Source organism: Aerococcus sp. UMB1112A (assembly GCF_030230715.1).
In the GTDB taxonomy this organism is placed as follows: Bacteria; Bacillota; Bacilli; order Lactobacillales; family Aerococcaceae; genus Aerococcus.
Window position 1 is genome coordinate 183,481 of record NZ_JASPDS010000003.1, and the last position, 22,156, is coordinate 205,636.

Here is a 22,156-nt window from a genome sequence, read left to right on the forward strand (position 1 = left end):
TTTTGAAGAAACGATTGAAATGGGTGCTAGCAGCTTCTAGCCTTCTCTTATTAGGAGCCTGCTCTAACAGCCCAGAAGCAAGCGTTGAAAAACTATACGATTCAGCAGGTGAAATGACTAGCTCGCTTAACCATCTCCAAGTAGGTGAAGACAAGTTGCAGGAAGCCTTCGACCATGATATTGCAGCTGATGAAAGTCTAAAAACGCTAAGCCAGCGTGGAAGTGAGACTCAGCAAAACCTAGCCTACCGGGAGAAAAACTATGAGCAATTAAAAGCAGCCTTTGATGACTTTAGTCAAAGCATGCAGGCCCTAGAAGAAGGCAAGAATTCATCTGATGAGGCGGCCTATGCCCATACCGATGTGGCCGAACCTGCCCAGACTGTCATTGATAACCTATCCGCCTATCTCGATAGCTACCGCCAGATGCTCGATAAGGAGACGGACTATTACCAGTCGCTAAAATCTGAAGACGCCAACTTTGAGACCTTCCAGGGCGGAATGAAGGAAATTAATCAATTCCACAGCCAGGCCCAAGACAAGCTAAAGGCTAGCGAAGATGCCTTAGAAGCCCTCAACCAATTAAGCGAACAAAGAAAGGAGGCCGACAATGGCAAATAGAGGCCCACAAAATAAGAAAAAACAAGTTAGAAAAAGCAAAACCACCACCTGGAAGATCATCACAGCTGGTCTTTTAGGACTGGTTGTCGTCGCCCTCTTAGGGATCTTTTTCTTCCGTAATGTCTTCTCCTCTGCTGGCAACACCGACTATCAGAAGGCAGAGGTCAGCACAACTGATCTAGAAATTTATGACCAAAAGCTGATTGGTCGTCCTGCTACCCTCCCCTCCCGTTTCTATGTGGATAGTGGCGTCGACATTGCCTATCCTAAAGAAGGAGTTAAAGGGATCTACCTGTCAGCAACTGGCATGGGGACGCCCCAGCTCCTCCAAGACAATATTAACTTAATCGACAATAGCGGTTTAAATTCCGTCGTTATTGATGTCAAATCAGACTGGGGCTCAATCACAACCCCTCTGGAATCCGATAATCCTTTGATTGGTAAATTCCTTGACCAAACCTTCGATGTCAAAGAAATGATGAAAATTTTTGAAGAGAAGCAAATCTATCCAATTGCTCGGATCACCACCTTCAAGGACACCTTTGCAGCTGAAGAACACCCTGAATGGAGTTTCAAACGATCTAACGGTGAGATTTGGAAGGACGCCAGCGGGCAAACCTTTCTGAACCCATACAATAAAGAGACCTGGGACTACATTGTGGATGTCGCTCAGGCCGCAGCCAAAGCTGGTTTCAAGGACATCCAATTCGACTATGTTCGCTTCCCTGAAGGCTTTGAAACATTCGGCACCTCATTAGAATACGATATGGGGGACTATGTGGAATATGGCAAGGACAGTATCGAAGCCCGCCAAAAGGCCATCACAGATTTCCTAGCCTATGCCCACGATGCCCTCCAACCTTATGGCGTCAATGTATCAGCTGATATCTTCGGCTATGTAACAACCACTGGGAGTGCTCCAGGTATCGGTCAAAACTACCACGATATTGCCGAACAGGTCGATGCGATCTCGGCTATGATTTATCCAAGCCACTGGAACAACGGTGACTTCGGTCTAGCTGCTCCTGACTTGGAACCTTATAAGGTCGTAGACATCTATACCCAAGCAGAATTGGATCAATTGGATGCCGTCCAGGATAAACCAATTGTCCGTCCATGGCTCCAAGCCTTTACCGCTTCCTATCTAGGTTCAGGCAATTATAAAGAATACGACGCCCAAGCCTACCAAGACCAAATCGACGCCCTTGCCGAACACGGGGTCAATGAATACCTCTTCTGGAATGCAGCTAACGAATATAATCCTAATGTCGATTATAAATAGGCAGCTACAGATCGAAACAATGAAAATGCTCCAGTCAAACTTCTTTTCCAAGAATGACTGGAGCATTTTCATTTCTTTTTTCAAATAAATTTGAAAGGGAAAAGCTTATAGCCTCAGCCTTTTCTCACATTTGCTATCAATTACTTTCTCATCTCTCAGGACAAAAAGCTTTGAAAGCGTTTTATTTTATGATAGTATTAGCTTGTAACTATTAATTGGTTAATAAATTTAAGGAGGGAAACGTATAGTGAGCGTTAATTTAGAAGGACTTAAACATAGTCCACTCTTCGATTATTATGTGGAAAAAGGATTAAACCTCACCGATTTTGGGGGCTGGGCTTTGCCTATCCAATTTACCTCCCAAATCGATGAACACCACGCCGTACGGAATAAGGTTGGCTTATTTGAAACCTCACACATGGGAGAAATCATCGTCAAGGGGGAAGAAGCAGAAAACTTCCTCAATTCCCTGATCACCAATGATATCAGCAAGTGTGCGGTAAACCAAGCCCAATATACAGCTGTGGTTAAGGAAGATGGAGGCACCCTAGATGACCTCATTAACTACCGTAAGGCTGAAGATGAATTCATGGTCACCCCTAACGGTGCCAATAAGGAAAAAATCTTAGCTTGGTTAAATGAACACAATGACGGTCAAGTTGAAATCACTGATATTTCAGATCAAGTTGGTTTAATTCCAATCCAAGGTCCAAAAGCCCAAGATGTTTTAGCAAAATTAACCGATGCCGATCTTGACAGCATCAAAGCTTTCCACTTCTTAGATGATCAAACAGTCGCTGGTATTGACCATGTCATGATCTCACGGACAGGTTATACAGGGGAAGATGGTTTTGAACTTTACCTCAAATGGGAAGACACAGCTGACCTCTGGAAGGCCTTACTTGAAGCCGGTGAAGAATATGGTATTCAAGAATGCGGCCTCGGTGCCCGGGATACCCTTCGCTTAGAAGGCGGCATGTGCTTGTATGGCCAAGACCTAACCGAAGATATCAACCCTCTTGAAGGCGGTATTGGCTTCGCCGTTAAAGTAGATAAAGAAGTTCCCTTCATCGGCCAAGACTACCTAAAAGCGCAAAAAGAAGGCGAACAAAAACGTCAATCACGCGGCTTTGAATTAACAGGTAAAGGGATCGCCCGTGAAGGCTATACCGTCTACAACAAGGACGGCGACGAAATTGGCTTTGTTACTTCAGGTACCAAGTCACCTACTTTCGGCAAGGCTATCGGCTATATGATTGTCGACAAGGGAGCAACTGAATTTGGAGACGAAGTCCTTATCCAAGTGCGTAAAAAACAAGTTCCTGCTCTTGTCTGCAAGAAAGACTGGTTACGTCGCTAATTAAAGCGTTTTATTGAGTTCGTTAAAAATTTATTATACAATGTAAGTGTCACTTAATCAGTGATAAATATTTTATAGAAAGAGGCAAGGAAAATGGCTAAATTTTATACTGAAGAACACGAATGGATCGAAGTTGACGGCAAAAAAGTTCGTATCGGCTTGACTGACTATGCGGTTGAACAATTAGGAGAAATTGTTTACGTTGAACTTCCTGATGTAGACGACGAAGTTGAAGCAGAAGAAGATTTCTCATCTGTTGAATCTGTTAAATCAACTTCTGAAGTTTATTCTCCAGTAGATGGTACGATTGCCGAAGTGAATGAACGCTTAGACGATGAGCCTGAATTCATGAATGAATCACCAGCAGATGCATGGATTGCTGTTATTGAAGCTGAAGATGAAGTAGATACTTCTGACTTCATGGATGAAGCAGCTTACAAAGAGTTCATTGCTGAATAAGCCCTTCTAAAAAGTAACGGGTTCAGCCCCACTGAACCCGTTTTCTTTAAAAAAGCTATAATCTATAAACAAAGGATGTGAATCTAGTGTCAGATTACAAACACCGCTACTTACCGGTTACCGAAGAGGACCGGAAAGAAATGCTTGAAACCATCGGTGCAAAAAGCGTTGACGAGCTTTTTGAAGATATTCCAGCCTCCGTTAGAGATTCGGTCAAAGAAGCCTTTAAGCAATTGCCAGAAGCGCTCACCGAAAGCGAATTGAAAAAACACGCTGTTGAAATCGCAGCTAAGAATGTAAACGCCGATGACTATGCCTACTTCCTTGGCGCAGGAGTTTATGATCACTTTATTCCTGCTGTTGTCAATTCTATCACACAACGCCAAGAATTTCTAACTGCCTATACACCTTATCAACCGGAGGCCAGCCAAGGGGAGCTCCAAGCCCTCTTTGAATACCAAACCATGTTGGCTGAGCTGACAGGCATGTATGTTACTAACGACTCCACTTATGATGGTTTTGTTTCTCTAGGCGAAGCTTGTAACCTTGCAACGAAACAATCCAAACGTAACAAAGTCTTGCTTTCAATGGGAGTCCACCCACAAGGTCGTGAGGTCCTTCACACCTATGGCTACGGTATGGATTATGAGGTTGAAGACATCCCACTTAAGGGTGATGTCACAGACTTCGATAAGTTAAAAGAAGCCTTCTCAGCTGATGAGGTAGGTGCTATTGTTGTCCAATATCCAAACTTCCTCGGCTCAATCGAAGACCTCAAAGCAATTAAAGACCTGATGGAAGGCTCTAAGGCCCTCTTGGTTGTTTCAGCTAACCCATTAGCCCTAGCTGTCCTCGAAAGCCCTGGTGCCCTAGGAGCGGATATTGTAGTCGGCGATACCCAACCATTCGGCATTCCAATGTCCTTTGGTGGACCACATGCCGGTTACATTGCAACCACTAAGAAGTATATGCGTAAGTTACCTAGCCGTATCATTGGGCAAACCCTTGATGCCAATGGTCAACGTGGTTATGCCATGACCATGCAGACACGCGAGCAACATATCCGCCGTGAAAAAGCTACTTCTAATATGTCTTCTAACCAAGGTCTTATGGCCCTCACTTCAGCTGTCTTCATGTCTGCTGTGGGTAAGGAAGGCATTATCGAAATGGCCAAACGTAATATCAACAAGGCACACTATCTGGCCAAGTCACTCAAAGCAGAAGGTTTTAACGTCTTAAATGAAAGCGCATTCTTTAATGAGTTCATTGTTGATTTAAAACAACCCGTTGCAGAAGTCAACAAAGCCCTCCTAGACAAAGGTTTTGTTGGGGGCTATGACGTTTCTGATGTTTACGGCCAAGATAATACCGTCCTTCTATGCGCTACTGAAAAGAGAACAAAAGAAGAGATCGATGCTTTTGTTGAAGCTCTCGTGGAGGTGACGAAATAATGACTGCATCTACTGAATATAACCAAACAATCTTTGAAATTTCTCGTCCAGGACGTCGGGCCATCAGCCTCCCTAAAAATGACGTTGAGGACTATGATTTAAGCCAAGATATTCCTGACCATCTCGTCCGTAAAGAAGCAGCACGCTTACCTGAAGTTTCAGAACTCCAATTATTACGGCACTACACCCTACTTTCTAACCGTAACTTTGGTTTGGAAACTGGTTTCTATCCTCTAGGCTCTTGTACCATGAAATACAATCCCAAAATTAATGAAGTTCTTGCCGCCTTACCAGGTTTCGCACAAGTCCACCCACTCCAGCCAAGCGAAACAGCCCAAGGTTCTCTTGAAGTCCTTTATCAACTCCAAGAAATGATCAAGCTCATCACTGGTATGGATGAAGTGACCATGCAACCTTGTGCTGGTGCCCACGGCGAATGGGCTGGGATGTTAACCATCAAGGCCTATCATGACCATAATGGCGAACTGGAACAGCGCCGTAATATCTTAATCCCTGACTCTGCCCACGGGACCAACCCTGCTACAGCTGCGATTGGTGGCTTCAATGTGATTGAAGTTAAATCAAATCCTGAAGGGACTATTGACGTCGATGCTGTGCGAGCTGCAGTAGGACCAGATACCGCTGGGATGATGATTACCAACCCAAGTACAGCTGGTTTATTTGAACACGATATTCTTGAAATCGCAGAAATTATCCATGAAGCTGGCGGCTTACTCTACTATGATGGTGCCAACTCTAACGCCATCTTAGGCCATACCCGTCCAGGAGATATGGACTTCGATATCGTCCACTTAAACCTCCACAAGACCTTCTCAGGTCCACACGGTGGCGGTGGCCCAGGTTCTGGCCCAATCGGGGTTAAGAAAGAATTGGCCCCCTTCTTGCCCGTTCCTCGGATCGAAAAAGAAGGCGACCAGTATGTGCTTAACAGTAACTATCCAGATTCCTATGGCCGCTTGAAAGCTTACTTCGGTAACTTTGGCGTTAATTTGAAGGCATGGGCATATATCTTAACTTATGGTGGCGAAGGCTTAACCCAAGTTTCAGAGGATGCGGTGCTTAACGCTAACTACCTCAAGGCCCGTCTGGAAGACTACTATTATGTTCCCTTCAAACAGCACTGTAAGCACGAATTTGTTATTGACTGTACGCCTCAGAAGAAATTGGGCGCCAATGCGAAAGATGTTGCCAAACGTCTCTTAGACCACAACATCCACGCTCCAACGACTTACTTCCCATTAATCGTTCATGAATGCTTAATGATCGAACCAACCGAAACCGAACACAAGGAATCACTCGATCACTTCTGCGACGTCATGATTAAGATTGCTAAGGAAGTTGAAGAAAACGCTGAAGTTGTAAATACCGCCCCACACAATACCCCTGTTGCCCGCTTAGACGAAGCGCTCGCAGCTCGGAAGATTGTTGTGACTTACGATTTCGACCAATTAGAAACAGAAGACAAATAAAGTGATGAGCAAATCATCATAAAAAGGAGCTTGGCTTAGGCCAGGCTCCTTTTATTTTGATTTTTCATTTTAAAAGCGGACTTCTACTTGGTAATTTTCATGAATTTCAGGATCCATGTTGAGCAAGTCTTCAACGGCCTGTTGGGCTTGCTTTTCTGCTTCCTCAAGTAAACCTTTATCCACAGCCTTTTTTTCGGCTGTTTTCTTTTGTTCATTGGAAAACTTGCTGTAGTCTTCGACCTTAACTTGGTTGAAAATGCTAGCTTCCTCGTCAAAGACCTTGACCGAATCCGAATCAATTTCATGGGAAAGGACTTTGGCTTTGGGCAGTTTGACTTGGATTTTATCCCCATTGATCGAAATATCCGCTTCCGCTAAGTCAACCCCAGCGTGGATAATTCCATCATAAGAAACAATAAATTTCTTATTGGTGAAAGGAAGTTTCAGCCCGTAAAATTCACGATCATTCTCATAAGCACCGGTATTGGTATAGAAATATTTACTAGTCGTTAGCTCTTTAGCTTCTTCTAAGCGGTTGCCGACAAGTTCAGACGTAATGTCTTCATCCCCGGCTACACTATAGTGCTGGCCTAGACCAAAAGCTAGCCCTAGCAAGATAAGCACCGCAAGGATAGAAGCTCCTATCGATTTTTTGCTTAAGCGCATATGCCACCTCTTTTGCTTGATAATCTCGCATTCATTCTATCACTCTTTTTAGAGCTGTCCAAAGCAAAAAATCCTCATTCCAGTAAAAATCAGCCCCAGGACCTAGCTGATCCCATATTTTCTTTCTAAGTCAGCCAGATAGTCCCGTCCTTGGTCTTTTAGGCGATACTTACCGCCCGCTTCTGCAGTGATATAACCGGCTTGGACCAGGTAATCCACTTGTTCAGTCGGCAAGGCGGGATTAATGGACTGGGAGCTCTTGACCCCCTGTAAGAGGATGGCCCGCTTGATTTCCTTTCGTTGGCTATAAGCTAGGACCAAGGAAGTGATCAAGCCCTTTCGATTCAGTAAGAAGGTCAGGAGGAAGGTTAAGCCGGCAATAGTCGCCGTCATCCCAGACATGGAGACATTGAAGTAGAGCGATAGAACATAGCCTAAGACAGCGTTCATAATCCCATAACCTGCTGATAGGGCCAGCATCACCTTGAGATCCTTAGCAATCAGATAGGCCGAAGCACCAGGTGCAATCAGGAAGGAAACCACCAGAATAGCCCCTACCGCGTCAAAGGCCACAACCGTTGTCAAGGAGCACAAGGCCATGAGGCTATAAGACAAGATACCCGCTGAAAAACCTGCAATATGGGCAAATTGCTTGTCGAAAGTCGTGATTTTTAACTCCTTGAAGAAGATGACAATAAAGGCCAGGTTGAGGACGATAAGAATGCCCATTTCGAACAAGGCTTTGGGCATTTCGAAATTAAAAACAGAAATAGTATTAAGAGGGGCTAGGATCACCTCACCCATCAAGACCATGTCAGTATCCAGGTGGACATTGCCCGCATAACGAGTGATCAAAATAACAGCGAGTGCGAAGAAGAAAGGATAGATGATCCCTACCGCATCGTCCCCCTTGATGTAGGGTGACTGGGCCAAGAGCTCCGTTAGCCAGACCATGAGGAGGCCGAAGCTAGCTGCTCCTACAATTAAGAGCGGTGACCGGAGATCTCCGGTAATAAAGAAGGCCAAGACAATCCCTAAGAGAACCGAGTGGGAAATGGCATCTGAGACCATGGATAACTGTCTTAGAACAAGGAAAGCGCCAATCAAGGCACAGGCCACTGCTGTGACAATTAGAACCCAGAGACTGGCCTGGTTAGCCAACAATAGGGAGATAAAGTTTTCAAGACTGGACATTAATATTTACTCCTTTCAATGGCTTGACGCAACATTCCCTTCCGGCCAAAGACCATCGAGAACATGGAAAATAAGGTCATGACCACAATGATGGTTGGACCGGTTGACAATCCGTTGTAGAGGGTTGAAAAATAGGTCCCCACCACAGCCGACAAGCCCCCAAAGAAGCCCGCTAAGAGGAGGACAACATGGAAGCGGTCAGACCACATGGTGGCGGTAATGGTCGGAATAATTAAGAGAGAGGCAATTAAGATCGTCCCCACTAACTTGAGCCCTACCCCAATGATCGACATAGTCATCACCATAATCACCCCATACATAAGCGAGGTCCGGTAGCCGATAGTCTTAGCATAGACCTCATCAAAAATAAAGACTTTGATTTCCTTATAAAAGAGGGCAAAAAGTAGGAGAGACAAAATGGCAATCACCAAGATCAACTTGATATCGTCTTCCATGATATAGGCAGCCTGGCCGAAGATATAATTCTTCAAGCCCGCCTGGGAAGCCGAGGCATACTCGGGATGACCTTGGATATAACTCTTTAAGACCATGCCCAGGCCAAAGAAGGAAGACAAGGTGACGGCCAGGGCGGCATCCAGACGCAATTTGGACTGGCGGTTGACCAATTGGATTAAAACAAAGGCTAAAATCCCCGTCCCCATCGCCCCTAAGAGAAGGATTAGAGGGTCGCGCACCATAAAGATCATAAAGGCGAGGACAATACCCGGATAGGCAGCGTGGCCAATGGCGTCCCCAATGAGGGATTGGCCCTTGAGTACTGAGATGGAGCCGACAACACCAGCGGCACTAGCTAACAGGAAGGTTCCCGTCGCAATCAGCAAGAAAGAATAAGAGTTTATAATTTCCCAATTAAGCATGGTAAACACCTGCCACTTCCCTGGCCAACATGTCTGCCTTGACTAAGTTCTCCGCCGTAAAGCTGCTGTCAACTGGGCCTTGGGCAATCACTTTCTTGTTTAAAATAACCAGGTGGTCAAAGTAGTCGCGGATAGTGTTCAAATCATGATGGACAACAATACTGGTCTTGCCTTGGCTCTGAGCATCCCGGAGGAAATCAATGATAATTTTTTCCGTCCGTTTGTCGACACCAGCAAGCGGTTCATCCATAAAGTAAATATCCGCATCCTGGGCAATGGCCCGGGCAATGAAGACCCGCTGGCGCTGGCCGCCCGATAACTGGGAGATCTGCCGTTTTTTATAGTCTGATAATCCTATCATAGCCAGAGCTTGGTCAGCTTTTTTGCGGTCCGCTTGGCTCGGCCGTTTTAACCAGCCCAGGTGGACATAGCGCCCCATCAGGACTACATCCTCAACAGTTGTTGGAAAGTCCCAGTTAACGGAAGAGGTCTGCGGGATATAGGCGATTTTTTTGTGGACGTCCTTAAAGTCCTGGCCCATAATCTTCACCTGGCCTGACAAGGTTTTCTCTAGGTCCAGAATGCCTTTAATCAAAGTCGACTTCCCGGCCCCGTTCGGCCCAATGATGGCTGTAATTGAATTTTCTATAATATCTAGGTTGACATCCCATAGCACCGGTTTCTCATGGTAGGCCATGGTTAGGTGGTTAACACTTATAATTGCTTGACTCATTCAAATTCCTCCTCATATATCCTTGGATAAAAAGGCTGGAGTTTTAGGAGAAGCTTCAAAATCCTCCTATTTCCAGCCCTTAGTGGTTTTATTTTAGGTTGTTAGTAATTAAGTCGACATTATGGCGGTACATATCGATGAAGTTATCGCCGGTCTGACCGACTGGTGCCAATGAGTCTGAGAAGAGCTCTTGACCTTCGCCGCTGACTACTTTCACGTCAAAGCCCTTCGCCTTGCAGGCTTCCTGTAGCTTCTTCATCCGGGCAGGGTCTGTCGTTGATTCCGAGAAGATGGCTTTAATCTTATGGTCTACAATGAAGTTCACTGTATCTTCGATATCCTTATTGGCCACTTCAGTATCAGTTGACACACCTTGTGGCGCTTTCACTGGAATGTTGTAGCGGCGGGAGAAGTAGTTAAAGGCATCATGCGGTGTAATTAAATAGCGCTGGGCTTCTGGAATACCCGCAATTTTTTCCTTGTTTTCCTGGTCTAAGTCATCCAATTGTTTGAGATAAGCTGCGGTATTTTTTTCGATGGCTTCCTTATGTTCAGGTAGGGCCTCAATCAGATAGGCAGAACATTTCTCTGTTGCTTGCTTGTAGAGGTCAATATCGAACCAGAAGTGTGGGTCAACAATGGTTTCGCCATCCTGGTCCATATTCCCCAAGGCCTTCTCATCGAAGTCAGCAGTTACCGCTTTACCACGTTGCTCTAAGACATCCACCATTTTTCCTTCAAAGTGCAAGCCATGATAGATCAAAAGTTCCGCCCCTTTGAGCTTCTCTAAGTCTTGCGGTTTAGCTTCATACAAGTGTGGGTCTTCCCCAGCAGGAATAATCATATTGCTCGAAACATAATCTCCAGCTAATTGTTGAACCATATCATTTAAGAAAGATGTGGTGACGACAACATTCAACTTACCGCCCTCAGCCTGGCTCTTTTGCTGGTCTGAGCCCTTAGAGCAAGCGCTTAAGACAAAGACACCGACCACGAGGAGCCCCAGTGTTTTTAACCATTTAGACAAAATAAAGTCCCCCTTTTTATATTTTTTAGGTTAATCTAAAATAAAGTTTACAGGAACATTATAATGTAATTGAGATTAATTCTCAAGCTCTTTTTGCGGATAAATACATGAAAATAGATTCAACCGATCAGACAAAAAAACAGGCCCGCTATTGAGCCTGTTTCACTGAACTCTGAGCTTAGAGTTCCTTATATAAATATGCTGTATCTAACCACTCTTGGAACTTGTAGCCTACCTTGGGTAAGAGGCCTACTTGTTTGAAGCCCTGGCGTTCGTGGAAGGCGATGCTTCGATTATTAGAGGCTGTGATCACAGCTACAAGACTGACGACATCTTGGGCTTTAAGGGCTGCTTCAAGCGCCTGGAATAAACGGTAACCGACGCCCTTGACGGGAACTTGCCGGTCCGCATAGATACTCAGTTCGGCACTGTGCTTGAAGGCCTCGCGCTCACCTAGAGGGTGGGCATAGGCATAGCCCCAAATCTCCCCCTCATACTCAGCTACCAAATAAGGATAGCCTGCTGCCTGGATATCTGCTAGGCGCTGGGCCATCTCTTCTGCATCTGGAGCTTGGTATTCAAAGCTGATCGTCGTTTCTTCAACATAGGGCCGGTAGATAGCAGCTAAACGGTCACCATCTTCTTGGCAAGCCGGACGAATCAAGATTTCTGCCATAGTCTAGGCATCCTTATCAACATTCAAGGCCTTAAGCAAGGCTTGGAAGTCTTCTTCACTCGTCACTGCTTGGTACTTAGTATCTGCACAAACACCGCACTCTAAACCGTCCTGTTTATCAGGTTCTTCGATTGGCATTTCTTCATACTTCTTGTCTTGATCAGTTGACATCTAACCATCTCCTTTTCTACTTATATTTTACCAAGAAAATCACAAGCTGACAAAGTTCTTTAGCAGTTCCTTTATTTGACATTCTCAATCTCTCTGCTTATAATTGTAATCGTTATAAATTAAAAATTGAATTGGAGGATTTATTAATGAAATATGTAGTAGTGGGAACTTCCCATTTTGGCTATGAAGCTGTTCAAACACTCTTAAAACAAAAACCAGAAGCAGAAATCCACCTCTATGAACGTGGCGATTCTGCCTCATTTATGGGTTGAGGGAGCCAATCTTATGTAGAGGGGACCTCTCATTCATTAGATGAATTACACTTTGCCAACGAAGAATCTTATCGTGCCCAGGGGATTCATATTCACTGCAACAGTGATGTTGTCGCCATCCAAAGCGATAAGAAGACAATTACGGTTCAGGATACAGAAGGCGAGCACAGTGTTTCATATGACAAACTCTTGCTCAGTCCCGGCGGCTATGCCGTGAAACCTCCAATCGAAGGGATTGACCTCGAGAATATCAATACCTTCCGTGGCCCAGAAGATACAGCCGCTGTCAAAGAACAAATGGAAGGCTGCCAATCAGCTGTTATCATCGGTGGGGGCTATATTGGTATTGAAGTGGCTGAAGCTTATGCCCAAGCAGGAATTCCAGTCACCGTGATCGATATGCAAGACCGTCTCTTAGCAACATCTCTCGACAAAGAATTTACTGATGTACTCGAAGCCGCTTCCAAGCATCACGGCCTCGACTTCCGTCCCGCCGAAACGGTTAAAGCCTTTGAAGGCGAAGACGGTAAGGTCAAAGCCGTTGTCACTGACCAAGCGACCTATCCTGCCGATACAGTCATCCTAGCAGCAGGCGTGAAGGCAGATGACCAGTGGCTGCGAGGCACTTTAGAAATGGACGAACGGGGCTTCATTGTCACCAATGAATACCTTGAGACCTCTGCTCCTGATGTCTATGCGGGCGGAGATTCAACTTGCGTCCCCTTTGCGCCAACCCACGAACAAGTCAATATTTCCTTAGCAACCATTGCTAGACGCCAAGGGATCGTTGCCGCTCTGAATGCCATGGGCCAAAAGGTTAAAATGCCTGAACTCACAGGGACTTCAGCCCTCTCCCTCTTTGGTTATAATTTCGTGTCTACCGGTCTCAAGGCCGCTAGCGCTGCCCAATACCAAGGACAAGTGGCTTCTCGCTATGTTGAAGAACCCCTGTATCCTGACTTCATGCGCAAAGAAGGCAAAGTTGCTATGAAGATTTACTACGATGCCGATGACCACCGCATTCTCGGCGGACAATTAATGTCTAAAGAAGACATCACCGATGGCATCACAGGTCTATCAATAGCTATTGCTTCGGGATGGACTCTCGAAGACTTAGCTCTCGCTGACATCCACTTTATGCCACGCTTTGACCGCCCATGGCACTATCTCAATGTCCTCGCTATGGCTGCCTTAGACTACAAGATCGGTGGCGCTGATAAGCTCCTATTCTAAGAGCATATGACAAAAGTCAGCCAAATAAAATCGGACCTTCTGCTGAAGGCCGAGCCAAAAAGGCTGCCCCTACCAAGATTGGTTAAGGGGCAGCCTTTTTATCTATATGTCAAGCTTAAGGTCGACCGAATTTTCTTTCATAGTCTGCTTCTAATTGATCTAAATTAGGCTTATCAATTTGATCGATCGTCGGCGGCAGCTCAGGTGGGATGGCGGCTTCTTCTTGCTGATCCACCTGGTCTGGGTCTAGCTCTTTGAGGTCGAACTCAGGCGTCAAGGCTGAGGGATCGATGATAGGCGTCGCTGAATAAGTTACGCGGGGCTTAATGGCATCCGCCGTCTTGGTCAGGCCCAAGGGATTGTCGGGATCCGCGCTCAAGTCAGGCGTTGTCCCTTGGAAGAAAAGATAAAGACCAAGTAAGGCAAGCAGGGACCCGCCTAGATAAAGAAGAGACTTCTTTTTAGGGGAACGTTCTTCTGCCATCAACCAACCTACTTTCTAGCGCAAACTTCCGCTTTAATCTTGGCCAAAACCTTGGGGATTCTTTTCTTGCCAGCGCCAAGAGTCCCGGCACATATCTGCTAAGTCCTTCTCTGCCACCCAATCAAAGAGCTCTTTGGCATAGCTCGCATCAGCGTAACAAGTCGCCACATCCCCAGGGCGGCGGTCATCAATCGTATAAGGAATGTCGACTTGGTTGACCTCTTTGAAGGTATGGATTAAATCCAGCACAGAATAGCCCTGTCCCCGACCTAGGTTGACGGTCTCCAAGCCAGTATGGCCCAGGGCATAGGCAACGGCTGCGACGTGTCCTTTAGCCAGGTCCACCACATGGATATAGTCGCGAACGCCTGTCCCATCTGGGGTATTGTAGTCATCACCGAAAACATGGAGCTGGTCTAACTTGCCAATGGCCACTTGGGTGATATAAGGCATGATATTATTAGGCACCCCCTGAGGATCTTCCCCAATCATGCCTGATTCATGGGCACCAATAGGATTGAAGTAACGCAAACGGAGGATCGACCACTCGGCATCAGACGTATAGAGGTCACTCAAGATTTGCTCATTCATAACCTTGGTATAGCCGTAGGGATTGGTAGCAGAAACAGGCAGGTCCTCTGTTAGAGGCGAAGGATTAGTCATCCCATAAACAGTGGCGCTAGAAGAGAAGACAATTCGCTTCACATCGTGTTGGCGCATCACTTGAAGTACTGACAGCAGACCACCCAGGTTATTCTCATAATATTCTAGTGGTTTAGCTACAGAGTCCCCAACTGCCTTAAAGGCTGCAAAATGGATCACTGCCTCAATCTCATGCTGGTCAAAGACCTGACCCAAAGCTTCCTTGTCTAAGACATTAATGCAATAAAAACTTGGGCGCTGACCAGCTAAAGCCTCAATCCGGTCCAAGACAGTTGGCTTGGAATTGGAATAGTCATCAACGATTACTACCTCATAACCCGCTTGGATTAATTCAATACTGGTGTGAGACCCAATGTAGCCTGTCCCACCTGTCACTAAGATTGCCATCTTATTCGTCACTCCTTAACGCTTATTCTTACTAGTAAGTATAACACATGACGAGAGTGTGACAAAAGTCAGTTAGGCCTAAACCAGCTAACGCATACTATATCTGTAACTCGCTGCGCGTCAAACAGCTATAGTTCGTGAACTAAATATCAAGACTGACTTTTGGGACAGATTTTTGCAAAAATATTTTGTTATTTAAAAAAAGGACCTGACTTTTCCCAAAAGACCTGACCTTAGCTTTTTACAGGAAGCTAATGATACAATGGAGGTAAATTCCAAGAAAGGAGAACGCGTGTGCAAGCCAAAATTTACTACGAAGACAACCACCTACTCATTGTGGAAAAGCCCGCCAATATGCCCGTCCAAGCGGATAACAGCCAAGATCTCGACTTACTGACCTTCTACAAACAATTTATCAAAGAAAGAGATGAGAAACCAGGCAATGTCTACCTGGGCTTAGTCCATCGCTTGGACCGACCGGTAGCAGGACTGATTATCTTCGCTAAAACTTCCAAAGCGGCCAGCCGACTATCGGACGCTCTCAGACGTCGGGCTATCGACCGCTCTTACCTCGCTGTCGTTCACGGCCATCCCAGGAAAGATTCCGGGCAATTGACCGATTACTTGTGGAAGGATAAGAGAAAAAACCAATCCTATGTCGTCTCCCCCCAACACAAACAAGCTAAGAAAGCCCAACTTAACTACCAGGTCCTCGACCAAAGCCAAGACTTCAGCCTAGTGCGCATCCAACTACAGACAGGACGATCCCACCAGATCCGCGTTCAGATGCAGCATCTGGGCCATCCCCTCTACGGTGACCAAAAATACGGGGCGGCTGTCAACCAAGTCGGCCAACAGATCGCACTCTGGGCCTACCAAGTCCAATTCATCCACCCCGTCAAAAAAGAACCCCTCAGCATCCAATCCCTGCCGCCTGCAAGCGGGATTTGGACAGAATTTGATCTCAGCAAGATTTAAAGAGGCTGGGACAAAAGTTCCAACCTCTTTTTAAAAAACGAACCTTTTTCAAAAATCTGTTCCAAAAGTCAGTCCTGACATCCACTTCACGAACTATGTCCAATCGTTTGCAAACGATTGGACATAGTTCGCTCCAGTGGTTCAGGCCTGAACGACTTTTGTCACACTCTCTTACAATTAAGTCAAGAACAGAAAAGGCCTCCCTATTCCAGCGATAGGGAGGCCTTTTAGAATCACTATGTTTTATTTTTAGTAGACGCCTTCTTGCAACATGGCGGAAGCAACTTTCTTGAAGCCAGCGATGTTAGCCCCAGCAATCAAGTCATAGCCTAAGCCTGCTTCTTCAGCAGCGCTTGCAGCCGCATGGTGGATATTTTCCATAATACGGTGTAATTCCGCATCCACTTCTTCAGCCTTCCAAGCACGTTTAGCACTATTTTGAGCCATTTCAAGACCAGACACAGCTACCCCACCTGCATTAACTGCCTTAGATGGTGCAATAATAGTATCGGTATTTTCTTTGAGATAGTCAATGGCTGCCTTGGTAGATGGCATATTAGCCACTTCAATCAGATATTTCACATTGTTTTCAGCTAATTGCTTAGCTTCTTCTAGGTCAATATCATTTTGAGTAGCACATGGCATGGCGACGTCAGCTTTTACGCCCCATGGTTTTTCACCAGCGTAGAATGGTACACCGAATTTATCCGCATAGTCTTGGACACGGTCATTGCCACTATTACGCATTTCAAGCATGAAGTCTAATTTTTCTTGGGTATTGATCCCATCTTCGTCATAGATGTAGCCATCAGGGCCAGATAGGGTCACAACCTTACCGCCGAGTTCAGCAACCTTGGTACAGGTCCCCCAAGCCACATTACCGAAACCAGAAACCAAGAAGGTCTTGCCTTCAATGCTTTCCCCTTCGTGCTTGAAGATCTCGTTAGCGAAGTAAACGGCACCATAGCCTGTTGCTTCAGGACGGATCAAGCTGCCCCCATACTCTAAACCTTTGCCAGTCAAGACACCATTTTCGAAGGCACCAACGATACGTTTGTATTGACCAAACAGGTAACCTACTTCACGGCCGCCGACACCGATATCGCCTGCTGGAACGTCAGTATCTGGACCAATATGGCGGTAGAGTTCGGTCATAAAGGCTTGGCAGAAACGCATGATTTCATTATCTGACTTGCCGCGTGGATCGAAGTCAGAGCCACCCTTGCCCCCACCTAAAGATAGAGTTGTTAAGGAGTTCTTGAAAGTTTGTTCAAAGCCTAAAAACTTCACAACGGATAAGTTCACAGATGGATGGAAACGTAAGCCACCCTTGTAAGGCCCGATTGCGCTGTTGAATTGGACACGGTAACCCCGGTTAACTTGGACCTTGCCTTCGTCGTCTACCCAAGAAACACGGAATTCAATGACACGGTCTGGTTCCACCATACGTTCAAGGATACCATTCGCTTCATATTCAGGATGGGCCTCAATCACAGGCTCGATTGTTGATAGTAATTCTTCCACAGCCTGAATAAATTCTGGTTCGTGGCTATTTTTCTCTTCTGTCTCTTTGAGTACACGATCAATGTATTCTGACATAACATTCCACTCCATTCATCTTTATGATTTTCAATTGAGTAATTAGTTCGCCCTATCTTCTGAACGAATATTCTCTACTTTTTATTATAACAGTTTCTCATTGACTTGTCATAATTGTACATAAGTTTTCAGCCAAGACACGATACTTCTTAACTATGATATCTATAAGCAATAAAAAAACTGGGTAGATTTTACCCAGCTTTGTATACTAGTTAAAAGCAAGCACCCGTGCATCGATTGGATAGAAGTCCTTGTCGCCAGGGGCAGCTTCGATCGACCCGAATGGCATTTGACTTCTTAGCTTCCAAGTTTCTGGTAGGTCCCAAGTTTGACGAACGTCTTCATCAATAAGTGGATTGTAGTGTTGGAGAGAAGCCCCAATCCCTTGTTCAGCTAAGGCAGTCCACACATTCATGGTTGCCGCCCCATTGGCTTGTTCAGACCAAGGTTGGAAGTTTTCCGCATAGAGTGCAAATTTTTCTTCATACTCACGCACAATTTCTTGGTCTTCAAAGAATAAGATCGTTCCATAGCCAGCTTGGAAAGAAGCAATCTTTTGGCGGGTATTTTCCACATCTTCTTCCGTTGCATTAGGGTTAGCGTCCTTGACATGGTCCCAGACAATTTCCCATAATTTATCATGGGAGCCTTCAAATAAAACGACCGCGCGAGTTGTTTGGTTATTGAAGGCAGAAGGGCTATGTTGGATGATATCTTTGACGAGGGCTGTAATTTCCTCGTTTGATGCCTCAATATCCTTGCCTAGACCATAAATTGAGCGGCGTTTTTGAATTAAATCATTAAATGTAGATTGCATACAAACGTCCTCCTTAAATTCTTAATATTATTTATTCCTTAATGCCATCTTAAATTGTTCGCTTACCATTGTAAAGCAATAAGGCTCAGCTATTATATCAATCACATTCCACCCAAGCGAAAGCCCATCAGCACAGACACAAGGCTAAATCAAGATAAATCGTAGGCCTGGCTTAAAAACAAGAAAAATTTGTGTTATAATCAAGTTAATTAGATAAGTTAGCGTTTTCACTTAGCCCTGAGGACCCTTATCTAATATTATTAATGGTAGTAACAGAACCCTAGCAAGCTTAGACCCCACTACCTAGTCGAAGCCTGTGTCGATTGATCATTTTGAGGAGGACTTAGAATATGAATAAATTTATTGAACGTAATGTTGAAAGCGGTTTATTCAACGAAACTGTTGGTAATTACTTAGAAGAAGCCATTCAAAATAAAGAATCCGTAATTATTGCTGGTCACCGGTCAACTGGTAGCCGTCCACTCTTTGCGGCCATTTCAGGTGCTGCTAAGTCCGAGCACTCTGCGGTTCAAGTTAAGGATGAATCTGCTTTTGAAAAAGAAGCGGACTACTACTTAATCCCTGGTAACCCTAAAGTTGACTTAGAAGAATTAATTTACAAAGCTATCGAAACACCTGGCGCAGCCTTTGTTTCTCTAAAAGACCCTGAACAACCTGTTTCTTTACAAAAATTATTAAAACGCTTCACCAAAGAACATGGAACTTCAGATAAGGTCTTCCACGAAATCGCCCTTAAGAAGAACGGAACCGGTGGCGACGCTGTACCTTATACCGATAAAGTAACTAAATTCTACTTCAATGAAAAAGGCAAAGTTAAGCGCGAACAGCTTGACTTCTAATCCTTCTAAAGACTACAACAGTTCAGCTAGGCCGATCGCCTAGCTTTTTCTTTTGCCTACTTTCAACTTTTCAATATTGTATTTTTCACTAAGGTCCGCTAGAATAGGACTGTTAGCTTTGAAGAAAGCTGGCACTACGATTCTTCAGTAGATTAAGCTACTCTTTGTCCTTTGGTCGTAGTTATCACTAGGGCGGTCCGCCGCCACTATAAAGGAGACGATATTATGCAAAAACAAATACACGGGGCTTCCTCGGCCCGCACTTTAGACCTGACCAAGGCTGCCATCATTGCAGCCCTCTATGTGGCCATGTCCCTCTTACTGGCACCCTTAACCTTTGGGCCAATTGGGATCCGCCTGTCGGAAGGGCTCAACTTCTTGGGCCTCTACAACAAGCGCTATATCTATGCCATCACGGTGGGGGTCTTCATTGTCAACTACTTTAGTTACGGGATTTGGGATATGATTGTGGGCAGTATCTCCACCTTCATCTTTCTCTGGATCGGACGCTGGCTGGGTGAGCAGGTAGTTAAACACATCAATTTCAAGATTGACCCGATGATCATTAAGTACATCGTCTTGACCATTGTTTTCTCCCTATCCATGTTCACCATCACTTTCTTGGTGGTCTTCCTAGGTTATGACGGTCCAATTTGGCCCCTCTACCTTAACATGGCAGGAACCGAGGCCTTGGCAATGATTGTGGGCGGCTTTATCATCTACCCCATCAGCAAGCGGATTAACTTCTATGATTAATCAAGCCTATTAACAATTTTTGTATGAAGGAGCATCCCTTCCGCTGTTGGTGGTTCACCAAGCTGTCAAAATAATCCTTATGCTTAAACAAAAATTCGCACGTCAACAAGTCTGTAGAAGCTTGTTGGCGTGCGTTTTTCATTTGTGAGTTAGAGCCAGCCCTTGTCTAGGGCGCGCTGGATGTCTTGGCTGTGGTCGGGGAAGACCAGCTTTAAAAAGAGCTCGAAGAAGGCTCTAGCGTCAACCGCTTGACCGACTTGGACCTTGCCATCTGGCCGGGGCTGGACAACAGACTGGGCATCACGCTCACCACTGGTCACAATCTCGATGTCGGCGGGGATAAAGTTACAAATTCCTTCCACCATATCGACTGGCACCAGGGGATCATTGATGACACAGCCCAATGTCCGCTCAGCCTGCCAGTGGAAGTCCACATAGAAACGGGTGATGGCATAGATTAAGCGTCCCAGGTCTGTATCGAATTGGCGGATCAATTCCCGGCAGTTGGGGGTCATGAGGATCTGATAGGTCACATCGAGAGGATAAAGATAGGTCTTTGGCAGGTCACTGGCAAAGACCCGACGAGCTGCCTCGGGATCGCACCAGAAATTGTACTCCGCATAGGGGGAACAGTTACCTTGGACCTGGTAGGCCCCGCCCATAATGCGCAAGGACTTGGCTTGAGCTAAGAGACCAGGCTGAGCCTCTTCCACTTGGGCTAGATTAGTCAAGGGACCCAGGGCTAGGATGTCGACTTCGCCTGGATACTTGGTCAAGGCTTCCTGGATAAAGTCAAGGGCGGATTGGTCCTGGACTCGTTTTTCCTTGGCCCAGACGGCTTCCCCTAGGCCATCTTCACCATGGGTATCCCGGGCATCACGGTAGGGGCGGACGAGCGGGTGGTGTGCGCCCTCGTAGATGGGGACCTGGTCCAAGCCTAGGAAGTCAGAGAGATAGCTGGCATTCCGGGCGCCTTGGTCTGCATCAACATTGCCCGATACCGTCGTAATGCCTAAGATCTCAAGCTCTGGGCTGAGGGCCGTATAGATCAGGGCCAGACTATCATCAATACCGGGATCAAGGTCTAGAATAACTTTTCTTGTCATAGTAACCTCCTAAAGGGGCTGTAAACTTGCAATCATTTGCCAGAGGGCTAGGCCCGTATAGAGTAGGAAGGGCCAGTATACCAGGGCCTGGCGGTAGGTGGCAGGTGTCGTCCGATAAGTCTTCAGATAAGCCTTAATGGCCTCCCGGTTCCGGTAGAGGACCCAGGCGCCGGCTAGGAAGAAGACGAAGGAAATCAGATTGTTAACCCCATCTTGGACAGCTGGAGAGAAGGGGGACAAGAGCTGGAAGAGGATATCTCCGAAGACAAAATTATTAATAATATGGAGGACCACTGCCCAAAAGAGCCCGTAAGTCAGACTCACATAGCCGAGCACCAGGCCAATCAGGAAGGCGAAGGGCGACTGGATAATATTCAGGTGCATCAGTCCAAAGAAAAAGGCGGAGATCGTAATCGCAAAGAGCTGGCCATGCTTGGTTAGGTAAGGCAGGATGGTGCCGCGGAAGGCTATTTCTTCTAAGATGGGCCTACGAAGCTGGCGTAGAGGAACATAGACCAGCTTGGACTTCCTGCCGATGCCATCTCCACCTCAGGCAGGATGGTATAGCCCAGGGCATTGGCTATGATCTCGCCCACATTCGCTAGGCCGGTAAAAAGGAGCTGGCCCATCATAAAGACAGCCAGCAATTGGCCAAAACCCTTGCCTGTCATCTGAGGCGCCTCAGCTCGCCGCCAAACAATGGGCCGCTTGCGGTGGAGATAGGTCAAAAGCAAGAAACTTAGGGCACAGGCGATAAGATAGGGCCAGCCCGTCTCCATGGTATCGCTAGTCGCCTGGTCAACGCTGAAATCACCCTGGATACCGGCTTTAACCAGCAGGTAAACGACCATATAAACTAAGATGCCGATAAACATCATGGCGGAATAGGCAAAGGCGACACCGATACTTCGGACCATGTCTTCTCTGACACTAGGTTGTTTTTCGTTCAAATCTTTTCCTCCTTAATCCCCCAGTCGAGGGATTTCCGTGCTTT

25 protein-coding genes and 1 pseudogene are annotated in these 22,156 nt (G+C 46.0%); 12 read left to right on the forward strand and 14 right to left on the reverse strand.

Translation table 11 applies throughout. From position 1 onward, the window contains the following. The first annotated feature begins 2 nt into the window (after positions 1 to 2). The 6 genes from QP860_RS03005 to gcvPB all read left to right on the forward strand — a co-directional run bounded on the left by QP860_RS03005 (position 3) and on the right by gcvPB (position 6,662). Positions 3 to 620: a YkyA family protein gene (locus tag QP860_RS03005; RefSeq protein WP_070618671.1), complete on the forward strand. Its 618-nt coding sequence runs from the start codon at positions 3 to 5 to the stop codon at positions 618 to 620. Next, a complete protein-coding gene (locus tag QP860_RS03010) occupies positions 610 to 1,902 on the forward strand; it encodes a putative glycoside hydrolase (RefSeq protein ID WP_083294365.1) in 1,293 nt (430 codons plus the stop codon). Before QP860_RS03005 ends, QP860_RS03010 begins: the two co-directional genes overlap by 11 nt. 247 nt (positions 1,903 to 2,149) lie before the next feature. Continuing rightward, entirely contained in the window at positions 2,150 to 3,262 is a 1,113-nt protein-coding gene (gcvT, locus tag QP860_RS03015; RefSeq protein ID WP_070618674.1) for a glycine cleavage system aminomethyltransferase GcvT, read from the forward strand. A 93-nt stretch (positions 3,263 to 3,355) separates the two neighbouring features. Further along, on the forward strand, positions 3,356 to 3,721 hold the full coding sequence (gene gcvH / locus QP860_RS03020; protein ID WP_070618677.1) for a glycine cleavage system protein GcvH: 366 nt from the start codon (positions 3,356 to 3,358) through the stop codon (positions 3,719 to 3,721). 86 nt (positions 3,722 to 3,807) lie between these two features. Beyond that, positions 3,808 to 5,172 (forward strand): aminomethyl-transferring glycine dehydrogenase subunit GcvPA, encoded by a 1,365-nt coding sequence (gene gcvPA / locus QP860_RS03025; protein ID WP_083294366.1) that lies wholly within the window; start codon positions 3,808 to 3,810, stop codon positions 5,170 to 5,172. Next, positions 5,172 to 6,662 carry an aminomethyl-transferring glycine dehydrogenase subunit GcvPB gene (gene gcvPB, locus QP860_RS03030; RefSeq protein WP_070618680.1) on the forward strand — a complete coding sequence of 497 codons (1,491 nt, stop codon included), beginning with the start codon at positions 5,172 to 5,174 and terminating at the stop codon, positions 6,660 to 6,662. Before gcvPA ends, gcvPB begins: the two co-directional genes overlap by 1 nt. A 69-nt stretch (positions 6,663 to 6,731) precedes the next feature. On the opposite strand, the gene QP860_RS03035 is transcribed toward gcvPB, so the two are convergent. The 7 genes from QP860_RS03035 to QP860_RS03065 all read right to left on the reverse strand — a co-directional run bounded on the left by QP860_RS03035 (position 6,732) and on the right by QP860_RS03065 (position 12,007). Continuing rightward, entirely contained in the window at positions 6,732 to 7,328 is a 597-nt protein-coding gene (locus tag QP860_RS03035; RefSeq protein ID WP_070618683.1) for a DUF4230 domain-containing protein, read from the reverse strand. A 102-nt stretch (positions 7,329 to 7,430) separates the two neighbouring features. Beyond that, the gene (locus QP860_RS03040) at positions 7,431 to 8,522 is read right to left on the reverse strand and encodes a metal ABC transporter permease (RefSeq protein WP_070618686.1); all 1,092 of its coding nucleotides are present in this window, start codon (positions 8,520 to 8,522) and stop codon (positions 7,431 to 7,433) included. After that, positions 8,522 to 9,400, reverse strand: coding sequence for a metal ABC transporter permease (locus tag QP860_RS03045; protein WP_284912159.1), 879 nt, complete (start codon positions 9,398 to 9,400; stop codon positions 8,522 to 8,524). Before QP860_RS03045 ends, QP860_RS03040 begins: the two co-directional genes overlap by 1 nt. Continuing rightward, on the reverse strand, positions 9,393 to 10,133 hold the full coding sequence (locus QP860_RS03050; RefSeq protein ID WP_284912160.1) for a metal ABC transporter ATP-binding protein: 741 nt from the start codon (positions 10,131 to 10,133) through the stop codon (positions 9,393 to 9,395). The genes QP860_RS03045 and QP860_RS03050 overlap by 8 nt, the downstream gene beginning before the upstream one ends. An 88-nt stretch (positions 10,134 to 10,221) precedes the next feature. Further along, positions 10,222 to 11,160: a metal ABC transporter solute-binding protein, Zn/Mn family gene (locus QP860_RS03055; protein ID WP_070618695.1), complete on the reverse strand. Its 939-nt coding sequence runs from the start codon at positions 11,158 to 11,160 to the stop codon at positions 10,222 to 10,224. 178 nt (positions 11,161 to 11,338) lie between these two features. Next, positions 11,339 to 11,836, reverse strand: coding sequence for a GNAT family N-acetyltransferase (locus tag QP860_RS03060; RefSeq protein WP_083294367.1), 498 nt, complete (start codon positions 11,834 to 11,836; stop codon positions 11,339 to 11,341). 3 nt (positions 11,837 to 11,839) lie between these two features. After that, a complete protein-coding gene (locus QP860_RS03065; protein WP_168162715.1) occupies positions 11,840 to 12,007 on the reverse strand; it encodes a hypothetical protein in 168 nt (55 codons plus the stop codon). 146 nt (positions 12,008 to 12,153) lie between these two features. On the opposite strand from QP860_RS03065, the gene QP860_RS03070 reads away from it, so the two are divergent. The 3 genes and pseudogenes from QP860_RS03070 (at position 12,154) to QP860_RS03080 (ending at position 13,512) form a co-directional block, all read left to right on the forward strand. After that, on the forward strand, positions 12,154 to 12,279 hold the full coding sequence (locus QP860_RS03070; protein ID WP_070618698.1) for an FAD/NAD(P)-binding oxidoreductase: 126 nt from the start codon (positions 12,154 to 12,156) through the stop codon (positions 12,277 to 12,279). Between the two features lie 42 nt (positions 12,280 to 12,321). Further along, positions 12,322 to 13,050: pseudogene (locus tag QP860_RS03075) on the forward strand (NAD(P)/FAD-dependent oxidoreductase); the annotation flags it as partial. Positions 13,051 to 13,101: 51 nt separating this feature from the next. Next, entirely contained in the window at positions 13,102 to 13,512 is a 411-nt protein-coding gene (locus QP860_RS03080) for an oxidoreductase dimerization domain-containing protein (RefSeq protein ID WP_256374738.1), read from the forward strand. 115 nt (positions 13,513 to 13,627) lie between these two features. On the opposite strand, the gene QP860_RS03085 is transcribed toward QP860_RS03080, so the two are convergent. Both QP860_RS03085 and galE read right to left on the reverse strand, forming a co-directional pair. Then, complete coding sequence (locus tag QP860_RS03085; protein ID WP_284912161.1) at positions 13,628 to 13,996, reverse strand: hypothetical protein; 369 nt, start codon at positions 13,994 to 13,996, stop codon at positions 13,628 to 13,630. A gap of 33 nt (positions 13,997 to 14,029) precedes the next feature. After that, positions 14,030 to 15,046, reverse strand: coding sequence for a UDP-glucose 4-epimerase GalE (galE, locus tag QP860_RS03090; protein WP_070618703.1), 1,017 nt, complete (start codon positions 15,044 to 15,046; stop codon positions 14,030 to 14,032). Positions 15,047 to 15,340: 294 nt separating this feature from the next. On the opposite strand from galE, the gene QP860_RS03095 reads away from it, so the two are divergent. After that, entirely contained in the window at positions 15,341 to 16,024 is a 684-nt protein-coding gene (locus tag QP860_RS03095) for an RluA family pseudouridine synthase (protein WP_141744594.1), read from the forward strand. Between the two features lie 249 nt (positions 16,025 to 16,273). Here QP860_RS03095 and gdhA read toward each other — a convergent pair whose 3' ends face one another. Together gdhA and QP860_RS03105 are read right to left on the reverse strand one after the other, a co-directional pair. Next, positions 16,274 to 17,623, reverse strand: coding sequence for an NADP-specific glutamate dehydrogenase (gdhA, locus tag QP860_RS03100; RefSeq protein ID WP_070618706.1), 1,350 nt, complete (start codon positions 17,621 to 17,623; stop codon positions 16,274 to 16,276). A 208-nt stretch (positions 17,624 to 17,831) separates the two neighbouring features. After that, positions 17,832 to 18,440: a nitroreductase family protein gene (locus QP860_RS03105; protein WP_070618709.1), complete on the reverse strand. Its 609-nt coding sequence runs from the start codon at positions 18,438 to 18,440 to the stop codon at positions 17,832 to 17,834. Between the two features lie 350 nt (positions 18,441 to 18,790). Between QP860_RS03105 and QP860_RS03110 the strand changes: the two genes are divergently transcribed. Next, positions 18,791 to 19,300: a hypothetical protein gene (locus QP860_RS03110; protein WP_070618712.1), complete on the forward strand. Its 510-nt coding sequence runs from the start codon at positions 18,791 to 18,793 to the stop codon at positions 19,298 to 19,300. A gap of 225 nt (positions 19,301 to 19,525) precedes the next feature. Beyond that, on the forward strand, positions 19,526 to 20,056 hold the full coding sequence (locus QP860_RS03115; RefSeq protein ID WP_070618714.1) for a QueT transporter family protein: 531 nt from the start codon (positions 19,526 to 19,528) through the stop codon (positions 20,054 to 20,056). Between the two features lie 149 nt (positions 20,057 to 20,205). Here the strand turns inward: QP860_RS03115 and QP860_RS03120 are convergent, their stop codons facing one another. From QP860_RS03120 to QP860_RS03130, 3 genes are read right to left on the reverse strand one after another with little or no spacing between them, the layout of a single operon-like run. After that, entirely contained in the window at positions 20,206 to 21,162 is a 957-nt protein-coding gene (locus tag QP860_RS03120) for a nucleoside hydrolase (protein ID WP_070618717.1), read from the reverse strand. A gap of 9 nt (positions 21,163 to 21,171) precedes the next feature. Then, positions 21,172 to 21,699, reverse strand: coding sequence for a CPBP family intramembrane glutamic endopeptidase (locus QP860_RS03125; protein ID WP_350338473.1), 528 nt, complete (start codon positions 21,697 to 21,699; stop codon positions 21,172 to 21,174). Beyond that, positions 21,639 to 22,112, reverse strand: a complete 474-nt coding sequence (locus tag QP860_RS03130) for a hypothetical protein (RefSeq protein ID WP_284912162.1) — start codon at positions 22,110 to 22,112, stop codon at positions 21,639 to 21,641. Before QP860_RS03130 ends, QP860_RS03125 begins: the two co-directional genes overlap by 61 nt. Positions 22,113 to 22,156: the final 44 nt, after the last annotated feature.